Source organism: Arhodomonas sp. KWT2, assembly GCF_041949875.1.
Taxonomy (GTDB): domain Bacteria; phylum Pseudomonadota; class Gammaproteobacteria; order Nitrococcales; family Nitrococcaceae; genus Arhodomonas; species Arhodomonas aquaeolei.
Map to the genome: position 1 here is coordinate 102466 of NZ_JBHFPQ010000050.1, position 12730 is coordinate 115195.

10 protein-coding genes are annotated in these 12730 nt (G+C 69.4%); 3 read left to right on the forward strand and 7 right to left on the reverse strand.

Going from position 1 to position 12730, the window contains the following annotated elements; genetic code table 11:
* Window positions 1–5 precede the first annotated feature (5 nt).
* The gene (locus ACEZHJ_RS15230; protein WP_163138764.1) at window positions 6–1622 is read right to left on the reverse strand and encodes a sensor histidine kinase; all 1617 of its coding nucleotides are present in this window, start codon (window positions 1620–1622) and stop codon (window positions 6–8) included.
* Window positions 1623–1767: 145 nt separating this feature from the next.
* Here ACEZHJ_RS15230 and ACEZHJ_RS15235 point away from each other — a divergent pair, with 145 nt between their 5' ends.
* On the forward strand, window positions 1768–3066 hold the full coding sequence (locus ACEZHJ_RS15235) for a hypothetical protein (protein WP_163138765.1): 1299 nt from the start codon (window positions 1768–1770) through the stop codon (window positions 3064–3066).
* Complete coding sequence (locus tag ACEZHJ_RS15240; protein WP_163138766.1) at window positions 3056–4276, forward strand: HD domain-containing phosphohydrolase; 1221 nt, start codon at window positions 3056–3058, stop codon at window positions 4274–4276. The genes ACEZHJ_RS15235 and ACEZHJ_RS15240 overlap by 11 nt, the downstream gene beginning before the upstream one ends.
* A gap of 15 nt (window positions 4277–4291) precedes the next feature.
* On the opposite strand, the gene der is transcribed toward ACEZHJ_RS15240, so the two are convergent.
* The 6 genes from der to ACEZHJ_RS15270 form a co-directional block, all read right to left on the reverse strand.
* Window positions 4292–5719: a ribosome biogenesis GTPase Der gene (gene der, locus ACEZHJ_RS15245; RefSeq protein WP_163138767.1), complete on the reverse strand. Its 1428-nt coding sequence runs from the start codon at window positions 5717–5719 to the stop codon at window positions 4292–4294.
* Window positions 5720–5775: 56 nt separating this feature from the next.
* Entirely contained in the window at window positions 5776–7368 is a 1593-nt protein-coding gene (locus ACEZHJ_RS15250; protein WP_163138768.1) for an ABC transporter ATP-binding protein, read from the reverse strand.
* Window positions 7361–8410 (reverse strand): ABC transporter permease, encoded by a 1050-nt coding sequence (locus tag ACEZHJ_RS15255; RefSeq protein ID WP_163138769.1) that lies wholly within the window; start codon window positions 8408–8410, stop codon window positions 7361–7363. Before ACEZHJ_RS15255 ends, ACEZHJ_RS15250 begins: the two co-directional genes overlap by 8 nt.
* Before the next feature lie 69 nt (window positions 8411–8479).
* Entirely contained in the window at window positions 8480–9571 is a 1092-nt protein-coding gene (locus ACEZHJ_RS15260; RefSeq protein WP_018717259.1) for a microcin C ABC transporter permease YejB, read from the reverse strand.
* A 4-nt stretch (window positions 9572–9575) separates the two neighbouring features.
* Complete coding sequence (locus tag ACEZHJ_RS15265) at window positions 9576–9884, reverse strand: hypothetical protein (protein WP_018717258.1); 309 nt, start codon at window positions 9882–9884, stop codon at window positions 9576–9578.
* A gap of 31 nt (window positions 9885–9915) precedes the next feature.
* Entirely contained in the window at window positions 9916–11721 is a 1806-nt protein-coding gene (locus ACEZHJ_RS15270; protein ID WP_163138770.1) for an extracellular solute-binding protein, read from the reverse strand.
* Window positions 11722–11894: 173 nt separating this feature from the next.
* Between ACEZHJ_RS15270 and ACEZHJ_RS15275 the strand changes: the two genes are divergently transcribed.
* On the forward strand, window positions 11895–12686 hold the full coding sequence (locus ACEZHJ_RS15275; RefSeq protein WP_018717256.1) for an enoyl-ACP reductase: 792 nt from the start codon (window positions 11895–11897) through the stop codon (window positions 12684–12686).
* Window positions 12687–12730: the final 44 nt, after the last annotated feature.

The window sequence follows — 12730 nt, forward strand, 5'->3', positions numbered from 1 at the left end:
CGCGCTCACCCGCCCGGCGCCTCCACGGCCGGCTCCACGTCCGCCGCTGCCGGCAGACGGACACTGAAACGGCTGCCCGCACCCAGCTCGCTTGCAAGCTCGATCCGCCCGCCGTGACGCTCGACGATGTTCTGCACGATGGACAGCCCGAGACCGGTGCCCTCCTGGCCGGAACGGCTGTAGAAGGGCTCGAACACCCGCACGCGCTCTTCCTCGCTCATCCCGCGGCCGTCGTCGGCGACCTCGAGCACCGCCTCGTCACCCTCACACCGCGTCACCACACGGATGGTGCCGTGGCCATCCAGGGCGTTGGCCGCGTTGATAAGCAGGTTCACGAGCACCTGGGAGAGCTCCACCGGCGATCCCCGCACCGTCGGCACGGCGGAGAACTCGCGCAGCGTTCGCGCCCGCCCCTTGAGGCGCGGCCCGGCAATGCGCAGCGCATTCACCGCCACCTCGTTGAGGTCGACACCCGTCCACTCCCCGCTGTCGTCACGGGCGAAACCGCGCAGCGTGCGCACGGTGTCGGCGACCCGCTGTATGCCCGCCTCGCTCTCGGAGAGCAGTTCCGGGATGTCTTCGCGCACGAAGGCGAGCTTCTCCTGCGAGACATCGTCGTCACCCGCCGCGGCCTGTTCGAGCACGCCGACATACTCACGCAGCGTGCCCAGGTTGGAACGCACGAAACCGATCGGATTGTTGATCTCGTGGGCGACCCCGGCGGCCATCTGCCCCACCGCCGCAAGCTTGGCCGTACGCAGCATCTCGGCCTGCAGGGCCTCGGCGCGCTCCCGCGCCTGCTCTGCCTCGCGGGTCGCGAGCTTGAGCGCGGTGATGTCGGTGACCATGGCGAAGGCGCTCTCGACCCGGCCGTCGGGTCCACGGACCGGAGAGGCCGAGACCATCAGCCAGCGCTCCTGCGGGGTATCGGGATGGAGGTGGAGCTCGTAACGCTCACTACGGCCTTCGGCACGCGCCGCCAGGCCGGTACGTATGCGCTCGGCGATCTGCGGCGGCAGATACTCCATGATGCAGTGCCCGATCAACTCCTCGAGCCGGCAGTCGTACATCCGGGCGAACGCCTCGTTGGCATCCAGCACCCGGCCGTCGAGGGCGACCCGGCATATGCCCTCTTCCGCGGTGGAGGCGATAACCCGCAGGTACGCCTCATCCGCCGCACGGGCCCGACGGTGGGCCTCGCCACGGCGGAACAGACCGACCAGATCGGCGGTAGCGGTCACCAGCGCCGCCAGATGCTCCCCCGGCCCGCCCCGGTAAGCCGGGCCGGGCACGAGGCACAGCTCGCAGTCGTCACCGACGCCGGGCACCGGCGCACGAATACCCTCTCCATCATCCTCGGTGTAACCGGCGGCAAAACGCCCCTCCGGCAGCGTGAGCCAGGCGCCACCGCCCGGCCCGAAGGCCGCGGCGAGCCGGGCGACGACCGCCTCCGCGGCCTCCGTGGCCGAGGTCGCAGCGGCTACCGTGGCGATCTGATCGACGAGGCACGAGCGCGCCATCTCGTCGCTGAGCCGGGACGAGCGTCGCCGCGGGCCCGAAAGGACACGGAACAGGCGCCCGGTCAGCCCGCGCAGGCCGGGGAGAAAGGAGCTTGGCATCATATCGCGCCCCGGTTGGCGGCGTTCTCACATTGTGCAGATAATGGGCTGCCGAACCGGTATTGGCAAAGCCTTTTCACACGACGACCGCCACCCGCCGCCGGCCGGCTCACGCCCGGGAAAAGCGCAGCAAAAACGGGGCAGGCCCATGAATCTCGGGGATAACATCTGGATCAGCATCGTCGTCGTGCTGGCAGAGGTCATCTACATCCTGCTGGTGGCCGTCGTCGTCCTCGCCGTGCTCTACCGCCGCCAGCGCCGCCGGATCCGCGGCCTGCAAGCGGAGGGCGTTGCGCCTGCGGAAGACGTCGAGGCCTTCTCCGCGTTTCTCCACGAGGCCGTCAAACGGCTGGTACACCGCTTCCGCAAGGGCTGGCAGGGCGCGCCCGCGGAGCTGCACCGGCTGGCCCACATCGACGATACCGGTGACCCGGAGCTGGTCTGCCTGCAGATGCGCTACGCGCTCCTGCAATCCCAGCTCACCAGTCTGGAGGCGCCACCGGAGGCCTACTGGCGCACGCATCAGGAATCCGTGGAGCGCGATATCCGCCTCTGGGACCGGGTGGAGAAGGCGATTACCACGGCCATGCGCGCCAGCCGCGCGGAGTCATCCCGGGAACGCTCGCATACGGAGACCGCGTCGCTGCCGGACAGTGGCGGCAATGACCCCTGGGCGGCGCACAACCAGGCCGTGGAGGTCCAGCGGCTGCAGGAACGCATCGGCGCCCTGGAAGGATACCGCGAGCGCTTCAACGAGATGCACAGCGCCAACGTCGTCGAGCGCCGCGCGAACGCCGAGATGCGCCATGCCCTGCGGGCCGAGTTCGGTGACGAGGGCGCCCTGGGGCGACGTCTAGACGAGCACCTGGCTCACTACGAGCACAGCCGCCAGCCCCTGGACGAGTACATGGACCGGGGCGACATCGCCCCGTTCGAGGCACGGCCCGCCGCCGGCGTGCAGCGCCCGACCCGCCCGCACAGTCTCCGCCGGCGGGATCAGCTGATCGAGCAGAGCACCGAGCGCATGGACACCGAGTACCGGCGCATCGTCAACTCACTCGACCAGCAGCGCACCGTCATCCGCGAGCTGCGGACCCAGCTCGAGAGCTCCGAGCAGGAGAAGGAACAGCAGAAACGCGAGTACCTCGCCCGCATCGCCAAGCTCGAACGCCAGATCCAGGAATCCGAGCAATCGCTGACGCTGTTCCAGAACGAGAATTACCGCAACCGCCGCCAGATCCGCAAGCTCATGAGCCAGGCCGAGGCCTACGAGAACCAGCGCCAGGCGATCTCCTCGCTGGAGGAGACAGTCGACCGCTTCGCGGCCCAGGCGATCACCATGCAGCAGCGCATCAGCGAGCTGGAACGCGAGCGCGACGAGGCGGAGGCCAACGCCCTGCGCTCAGAGGGCGACACCACGGAGGAGGAGCACGACGATGAGCGATGACACGGCCGCGCCGGAGACCGGATCCGGTCACACCGTGCTGTGCGTCGACGACGAGCCCCACGTGCTCACCGCCCTGCGCCGGGAGCTCATCGGCCGCGGCTACGCCATGCGCGGCGCAAACTCCGGTGCGGAGGCGAAGGCGGTGCTCGACGAGGAATCCTTGGCCGCGATCATCTGCGACTACCGCCTTGCCGACGAGAACGGCGTGGACCTGCTTATCGATTTCGCCGCCCGCGCGCCCTCGGTACCGCGCATCCTGCTCACCGCGTACGGCAACTATGCGACCAGCCTGCGCGCGATCAACGAGGCGGGCATCCACGCCCTGGTGGAGAAGCCCTGGTCCGCGGACGAGCTTCACGCGACCCTCGTCGCCGCCATCAGCAACGCCGAGGGCAAACGCCTCGACCGGGATATCGCCACCGAGCAGCCGCCGGCGGAGACCATCCCCGAAGCCGCGCGCACCCTCGCCGAGGGCCTGTACACCCTGGAAACCGCCGCCAAGCAGGGCCATGGGGACCGCGTGGCAACGCTCATGGAAGGGTTCTGCCGTCATCTCAAGCTCAGCGAGTCCCGTGTGATCGAGGCGACACTGGCGGCACGGCTGCACGACGTCGGCGAAGCGACCCTGCCGGAGTCCATTCAGCGCACGCCGGAGTCGCGTCTGCCGGAGTCGGCCATCGAGTCGTTCAGGAGGCATCCGGTCGTCATCGCCGACGCGCTCGCCCACAGCGCGCCGCTCGGGGAGGCGGCGAGCATCGTGCGCCACCACCACGAGCGCTACGACGGCAAGGGTTTCCCGGACGGGCTCAAGGGCAACGCGATCCCCGTGGCGGCACGCATGCTCGCCGTCATCGACGTCTTCGACGAGGCCATGCACGGCCACATCCGCCCACGCCGGCTCAGCGAGGCGGACGCCCGGGCGTTGCTGCAGCGCGAGCGCGGCGGGCGCTTCGACCCCCGCGCCGTGAACGCCTTCCTGCGCTGGCACGACCTCCAGTCGGAGGGCGACGATGCCGGCCAGGAGGGGGTCCCGATCTCGGAGCTCCGCCCGGGCATGGTGCTGGCGAAGGACCTGACCACGCCGGAGGGACTGCTGCTCATCCCGGCCGGTCACCGCCTGAGCGAGGGTCTGCTGGAGCGCGTGCAGTCCCTGGGCGCAGCCCACGGCGACACGCTACGGGCGAAGATCATCGGCGGGCGAAAACGCTAGCGCCGCGCCGCCCGGTCACCGCCCCTTGCCGCCGCGCTTGGACTTCTGGCGCTTGACGTGCTGCATCAGCCGCCGGCGGCGGGCGCGCTGGCGCGCGGACAGCGTGTTGGCCCGGTCGGCGTAGGGGTTGTCGCCGGTGCGGAACTCCAGGCGCAGCGGCGTGCCCCACAGGTCCAGCTCCCGGCGGAAGGTGTTGGAGAGGTAGCGCCGGTAGGCCTCCGGCAGTCGTGCGGTCTGGTTGCCGTGGATGACGATCACTGGCGGGTTGCGCCCGCCCTGGTGGGCGTAGCGCAGCTTTACCCGGCGCCCGCGCACCAGCGGCGGCGCGTGGGCAGCGGTGGCGTCGGCGAGGATCTGGTTGAGCCGGGGCGTCTCCAGCTCGGCCATGGCCGCGGCGTAAGCCTGGCCGATGGCGTCGTAGAGCAGCCCCACGCCGGTACCGTGAAGCGCGGAGATGAAGTGCACCCGCGCGAAGTCGAGAAAGCCGAGCTTGACGTCCAGCGAGCGCCGGACCTCGTTGCGGTGGCCCTCATCGAGGCCATCCCACTTGTTCACCGTAAGCACGAGGGCCCGCCCCGCCTCGAGCACGTGGCCGATCAGGTGGGCGTCCTGCTCGGAGGCCAGCCCCTGGGCGTCGACCACCATCACCACCACGTGAGCGGCCTCGATGGCCTGCAGCGTCTTGACGATACTGAACTTCTCCACCGCCTCGTGGACCCGGGCACGGCGGCGCACCCCGGCGGTGTCGATGAGCGTGTAGGCCTGTCCATCGCGCTCGAAGGGGATGAAGATGCTGTCCCGCGTGGTGCCGGGCATGTCGTAGACCAGCACCCGGTCCTCGCCGAGGATGCGGTTGATGAGCGTGGACTTGCCCACGTTCGGGCGCCCGACCACGGCCACCCGGATGGCGTCCGGGGACTCGTCCACCGGCGGATGGTCGCCGGCGCCCTCGGCGGGCAGCGCGGCGAGCACCTCGTCCATCAGCGCGGGCACGCCGCGGCCGTGGGCGGCGGCAATGGCGCGGGGCTCACCGACACCGAGGGTGTGGAAATCCGTGACGGCCAGGCGGGGATCGACCCCGTCGGTCTTGTTCACCACCAGCCAGACGCTCTTGCCCGCCCGGCGCAGGGTCGCGGCCAGGGTCTCGTCCGCGCCCGTCAGCCCGGTGCGGCCGTCGACGAGCAGCAGTACTGCATCCGCCTCGGCCACCGCCTGGCGGGCCTGCCCCTGCATACCCTCGTTGATGCCGGCCTCGTCCTCGCCGATGCCGCCGGTGTCGACAACGATATAGGCACGCCCGCCGACGCGGCCCAGGCCGTACTGGCGGTCGCGGGTGAGCCCCGGGTAGTCGGCGACCAGGGCGTCGCGGCTCCGGGTGAGGTAGTTGAACAGGGTGGACTTGCCCACGTTGGGGCGCCCCACCAGGGCGATGACCGGGTCCATGGGGGTAGGTTTCCGTCAGCGGGCCAAACGCCGCAAGGATATCAGAACGCGGCGGCTCACGCGGGTCCCAGTGCCGCCTCGATGAGCCGCCGGGTGTAGGTCTCGCCGGGACGCTGGAACAGCGCCTCGGTCTCCGCCGCCTCTACCACGGTGCCGTCCTTCATCACCAGGATACGGTGACTCATGGCCCGCACCACCGCCAGGTCGTGGCTGATGAACAGGAACGCCAGTCCGTGCCGGGCCTGGAGGTCCCGCAGCAGCGCGACCAGCTGCGACTGCACGGTGCGGTCCAGCGCGGAGGTGGGCTCGTCGAGCACCATCAGGTCCGGCTTGAGGATTACCGCGCGCGCCAGCGCGACCCGCTGGCGCTGGCCGCCGGAGAGCTCGTGGGGGAAGCGCCCGGCCAGCTCGGGGGCGAGCCCCACCTCCTCCAGCGCCTCCGCGACCAGGCGCTCGCGCTCCGCGTCGTCCCGGGCGAGGCGGTGCACGCTCAACCCCTCGGCAACGATCTGCGCCACCGACAGACGCGGATTGAGACTGCCGTACGGGTCCTGGAAGACCACCTGCATGCGTCGGCGCAGCGGCCGCAGGGCACGGGGACGGCGGCGCGAGATGTCGTCGCCGAGCAGGATCACCCGCCCGGTGGCGGGCTGCAGGCGCAGCAGCGCGAACGCCAGGGTGGTCTTGCCCGAGCCGCTCTCACCGACGATCCCCAGGGTCTCCCCCCGGTGCACGCTGAGCGACACCCCGTCCACCGCACGGACGTGGTCCCGCGCCCGCCGCAGCAGCCCACCGCGGATCGGGAACCACACGCGCACGTCCTCGGCGGCGAGCACGGTCGGGGCGTCGGCGGCCACCGGCTCGGGCCGGCCGGAGGGCTCCGCGGCCAGCAGGGCACGGGTGTAGTCGTGCCGCGGCGCCGTGAACACGGAATCGGCCAGCCCCTGCTCCACCACCCGCCCGTCCTTCATCACGGCCACCCGGTCGGCCACGCGGCGCACGACGTTGAGGTCGTGACTGATGAACAGCATCGCCATGCCCAGCCGCGCCTTGAGGTCGGCGAGCAGGTCGAGGATCTCGGCCTGAATGGTCACGTCCAGGGCCGTGGTGGGTTCGTCGGCGATGAGCAGTGCCGGGTCGTTGGCAAGCGCCATGGCGATCATCACACGCTGGCGCTGGCCGCCGGAGAGCTGGTGGGGATAGGCCCCCAGGCGGCGTTCGGGATCCGGCAGACGAACGAGCTCCAGCAGCTCCAGCACCCGCCTGCGCATGGCCGCACCGCGCAGTCCGCGGTGGATCGCAAGGTTCTCGCCGATCTGCTTCTCCACGGTGTGCAGCGGGTTCAGCGAGGTCATCGGTTCCTGGAAGATCATGCCGACCTCGCCGCCGCGCATCTGCCGCAGGCGCGCGTCGTCGGCCCCCAGGACGTCCCCGCCGCGGTAGCGTATGCGCCCCGCCGGGTGGCTGGCATGGGGATACGGCAGCAGCCCGAGCACGGACATGGCGGTCACCGACTTGCCCGAGCCGCTCTCCCCCACCAGCGCGAGGGTCTCGCCGCCGCGAACCGTGAGGTCGACGCCGTGAACCACGACCTGCCGGCCGAAGGCAACCTGGAGTCCCTCGATGGCGAGCAGGGGGACGTCAGCCATCCATGCCCCCCTGCAGGGTCTTGCGCGGATCGAAGGCGTCCCGGGCGGCCTCGCCGATGAACACCAGCAGCGAGAGCATCACCGCCAGGGCGACGAACGCGGTGATACCGAGCCACGGGGCCTGGAGATTGGCCTTGCCCTGGGCCAGCAGCTCACCCAGCGACGGCGCCCCCGGCGGCATCCCGAATCCGAGGAAGTCCAGCGACGTGAGCGCCGTGATCGCACCGGTCATCACGAAGGGCACGAAGGTGATGGTGGCGACCATGGCGTTGGGCAGCACGTGCCGGGCGATGATCACCCCGTCGGAGACGCCCAGTGCCCGGGCGGCCTTGACGTAGTCGAAGTTGCGCACGCGCAGGAACTCCGCGCGCACCACCCCGACCAGCTGGGTCCAGCTGAACAGCAGCAGGATCAGCAGCAGCCACCAGAAGCCGGGCTGCACGAAGCTGGAGAGGATGATGATGACGTACAGCGCCGGCAGCCCGGACCAGATCTCGATCGCCCGCTGGCCGAGGAGGTCCGTCCAGCCGCCGAAATACCCCTGCACGGCGCCGGCGGCGACACCGATGACCGAGCTGGTCAGTGTCAGCAGCAGGCCGAAGAGCACGGAGATGCGAAAGCCGTAGATCAGCCGTGCGGCGACATCCCGGCCCTGGTCGTCGGTGCCGAGCCAGTTGTCCGCGCTCGGCGGCGCCGGCGCGGGGACCGGCAGATCGTAGTTGATGGTGTCGTAGCTGTAGGGGATCGGCGGCCACAGTATCCAGCCCCTCGCTTCGATCAGCTCCTGCACGGCGGGATCGCGGTAGTCCGCCGTGGTGGGCAGGAAGCCGCCGAAGGTGGTCTCGGGATAGTCCGCCACCACGGGGAAATACGCGGCGCCGTCGTACCACACGAACAGGGGCTGATCGTTGGCGATGACCTCGGCGAACAGGGTCAGCACGAACAGCGCCATGAACAGCCACAGCGAGTACCAGCCGCGGCGGTTGCGCCGGAACTGCTGCCAGCGCCGGCGGTTGATCGGGCTCAGGCGCGATCCGCGCATGCCCCCCCCGATGGCCGTGCAGCACGGCCGCTGTCTGCCCCCGGGCATGCCTTTCGCCGCTGCATGCGTTCAGCCCTCCCGGGTCTCGAAGTCGATGCGCGGGTCCACCAGCACGTAGGTGAGATCGCCGATCAGGTTCAGGATCAGCCCGAGCAGCGTGAAGATGAACAGTGTCCCGAACACCACGGGGTAATCGCGGTTGACCACCGACTGGAATCCGAGCAGGCCGAGCCCGTCCAGCGAGAAGATCACCTCGATCAGCATCGCGCCGGTGAACAGGATGCTCACGAACGCCGCGGGCATCCCCGCGATGACCACCAGCATGGCGTTGCGGAAGACGTGCCCGTAGAGCACCCGGCGCTCGCTCACCCCTTTGGCCCGCGCGGTGACCACGTACTGCTTGTGCACCTCCTCCATGAAGGAGTTCTTGGTGAGCATGGTCAGGCTCGCGAAGCCGCCGATGACCATGGAGATCACCGGCAGGGTGATGTGCCAGAAGTAGTCCGCGATGCGCGCGGGCCACGACAGTGCGGCCCAGTTCTCCGAGGTCAGTCCGCGCAGCGGGAACCAGTCGAGGTAGGTCCCGCCGGCGAATAGCACGATCAGCAGGATGGCGAACAGGAACCCCGGCACCGCGTAGCCGACGATCACCACGCCGGAGGTCCACACGTCGAAGCGGCTGCCGTCGCGCACCGCCTTGCGGATCCCCAGGGGGATGGAGACGAGATACACGATCAGCGTCGTCCACAACCCCAGCGAGATGGAGACCGGCAGCTTGTCGATGATCAGATCGAGCACGCTGCGGTCACGGTAGAAGCTCTCGCCGAAATCCAGCCGCAGGTAGTCGCCCACCATCTTGAGGAAGCGCTCGTAGGCCGGACGGTCGAAGCCGAACTGATGGCGCAGCTCCTCGATCAGCTCCGGCGGCAGCCCCTGCGCACCCCGGTAACCCGAGCCGGTGTCGCTGCCGTCCCCGCCACGGGTATCGCCGCTGCTGCCGGCGAACTGGCTGGTGCTCAGATCGGTGGTGCCGCGCACCTGCGCGGCGATCTGCTGCACCGGGCCACCCGGGGCGAACTGAACGATCACGAAGTTCAGCAGCAGGATCCCGAGCAGGGTCGGGATCATCAGCAGCAGGCGTCGCGCGATATAGGCGGGCATCCCCTCAGCCGGCTCCCCCCTCCGGCGGCGACGGCGCCGCCGGCACGTGAATACTGTTCAGCGCCTCCTCGAGCAGCGCGTCCACGTCGGGGGTCACGCCGCCCTCGCTGGCGCCGCTGACCTGGTCGCTGGTCAGCGCCACGCGTGCGGTCTTCTCCACACCCTCGATGAACAGGGTCTGCAGGTCGGCGTCGCCGCGCAGGCCCTCATCGCCGTTCCAGAACACCGAGAGCAGGGCCACGTTGGCCGCGTTGGCCCGCTCCCGGACCCGCTCGGTGATGCGTTCCGCGCCGTGCATCAGTGCGTCCGACATGCTCGCACCTCCTTGGTTCCCTGCCCGGCCGTCACTGCGACAGTGCCGCCGCCTTCTCCGGATTCACCCACCAGCTGTCCAGCGCCAGTCCGTAGGGCGGGTTCCTGGCGGGCTGGCCGAACTTGTCCCAGTAGACCAGCCGGAAACTGCCGGAGTACCAGTGGGGCACCACATAGAACCCCCACAGGAGCGCCCGGTCCAGCGCCCGCGTACGCGTGACCAGCGCCTCGCGGTCGGGCGCATGGATGACCTTGTCGACGAGCGCGTCGATCGCGGGGCTGCAAATGCCGGCATAGTTCTGACTGCCCGGCGTCTTCGCCGCCTCGCAGCCCCAGTAGGCACGCTGCTCGTTACCCGGAGAGAGCGACTGGGCGATGCGCTCGGCGATCATGTCGTACTCGAAGCGCTGGACCCGGTTCTGGTACTGGGTCGGATCCACCGTCCGCACGCTGGCGTCGATCCCCAGCCGCTCGAGGTTCTTCACGAAGGGCAGCGTGACCCGCTCCATCGAGGCGCTGTCGAGCAGGATTTCGAAGGACAGCGGCTTGCCGGTATCCTCGTTGACCATGCGCCCGTCGCGGATGGCGTAGCCGGCATCATTCAGCAGCGCCACCGCGCGGCGCAGGTTATCCCGCAGGCCGCCCTCGCCGGCGGTACTCGGCGGCGTGTAGGCCTTGCTGAACACACGCTCGGGAAGCTGGTCGCGCCATGGCTCCAGGAGCTTCAGCTCCGCCCCTGAGGGCTTGCCCCGTGCGGCCAGCTCGGAGTTCGCGAAATAGCTGTCCAGGCGCTTGTAGGCGCCGTAGAACAGATTGCGGTTGGTCCACTGGAAATCGAAGGCGTAGCCGATGGCCTCACGCACCCGGGGGTCCTGGAATACAGGCCGGCGCGTGTTGAAGAACCACCCCTGCACGCCGAAGGGCAGGTTATGGTCGATGGACTGCTTGACCAGCCGCCCTTCCTCCAGCGCGGGGATGTTGTAGGCGGTGGCCCAGTTCTTGGCCACGTTCTCGATGCGCATGTCGTAGGCCCCGCCCTTGAGCGCTTCCACCGCGACGGTGGCGTCGCGGTAGTAGTCGTAGCTGATGCGCTCGAAGTTGTAGCGCCCGCGGTTCACGGGCAGGTCCTTCGCCCAGTAGTCGTCCACGCGCTCATAGACGATACGCTTGCCGGGATCGACCTCGGCGATGCGGTACGGGCCGCTGCCTAGCGGCGGATCCAGCGTGGTCTTGTCGAAATCACGCTCCGCCCAGTAGTGCTTGGGCAGGATCGGGAGCTGACCGAGGATGAGCGGCAGCTCGCGGTTGTCTCCGCTGGCGAAATGGAAGGTCACCGTGTGCGCATCCTCCACGTCCACGCCGGTGACATCCTTGTAGTAGGAGCGGTACTGGGGATGCCCCTTCTCCTTGAGGATGCGGAAGCTGAAGGCCACGTCCTCGGCGGTGATGGGTTCGCCGTCGTGAAAGCGCGCCGCCTTGCGCAGGCGGTAACGCACCCAGGTGCGATCCGGGGCGATCTCGATGTCCTTCGCCACCAGCCCGTACTCGGTAAACGGCTCGTCCAGCGAGCGCACGGTCAGGGTGTCGTAGGTCCGGGTGAGGTCCGCCGCCGGATTACCCTTGAGGATGAAGGGGTTGAGGCTGTCGAAGGTCGCGGCGACGGTGTTCGCCAGCCGCAGCGTGCCGCCCTTGGGGGCATCCGGGTTGACGTAATCGAAATGCTCGAATCCGGACGGATACTTGGGGCTGCCGTACATGGCCACGGCATGCGCGGCCATCGCGGCCGGTGCGGCAGCGAGCACGAGTACGCCGGCACACAGCTTCGCCAGGACCTTCATCGGCGAGGACTCCTCACGGACACATTGCCGGGCATAGTAGCACTCCATCACGAGGCGCCAACACTCGCCCCACCCCGCGGCCGCCACGCTCGTGTACCATTCCCCTGCGGGACCCCGGCCGCCGGCGCGGCCGGGGTGGGCTATCACTTCAGACAGAGACTAGGGACGAGCCGATGGGTTTTCTCGATGGCAAGAAGGCACTGATCGTCGGCGTGGCGAGCAACCGCTCCATCGCCTGGGGGGTTGCCGAGGCCATGGCCGAGCAGGGTGCGGAAATCGCGCTGACCTACCAGAACGACAAGCTCAAGCCGCGGGTCGAGCAGTGTGCGCAGGCGTGTGGCAGCAGTATCGTGCTGCCGCTGGACGTCAGCCGTGACGAGGATATCGAGGCGGTGTTCGCCGAGCTCGAGCGCCAGTGGGACGGCCTGGACATCGTGGTCCACGCGGTGGGCTACGCGCCCCGCGAGGAGCTCGAGGGCTCGTTCGTGGACAACACCACCCGCGAGGGCTTCCGCACCGCCCAGGACATCTCCGCCTACAGCTTCGTGGCGCTGGCCAGGCGGGCACGGCCCATGATGAAGGGCCGCCAGGGCAGCCTGCTGACCCTGACCTACCTCGGCGGTGAACGCGCCCTGCCGAACTACAACGTCATGGGGCCGGCCAAGGCGGCGCTGGAGGCGTCGGTGCGCTATATGGCCTACGACCTCGGCCCGGAGGGTACGCGGGTGAACGCCATCTCCGCCGGCCCCATCCGCACCCTGGCGGCCTCGGGGATCGGCAACTTCCGCAAGATGCTGGACTACAACGCCCAGGCGGCACCGCTGCGGCGCAACGTCACCCCGGAGGACGTGGGCAAGGCGGGGGCGTTCCTGTGCTCCGACCTCGCCTCCGGCATTACCGGCGAGGTGGTCCACGTGGATGCGGGTTTCCACGCCGTGGCACTGTCCGGCGCCGAGTTCGAGTAAGGCATACCCAGCGCGGTGCCGGAACCCCGGCGCCGCGCTGGACG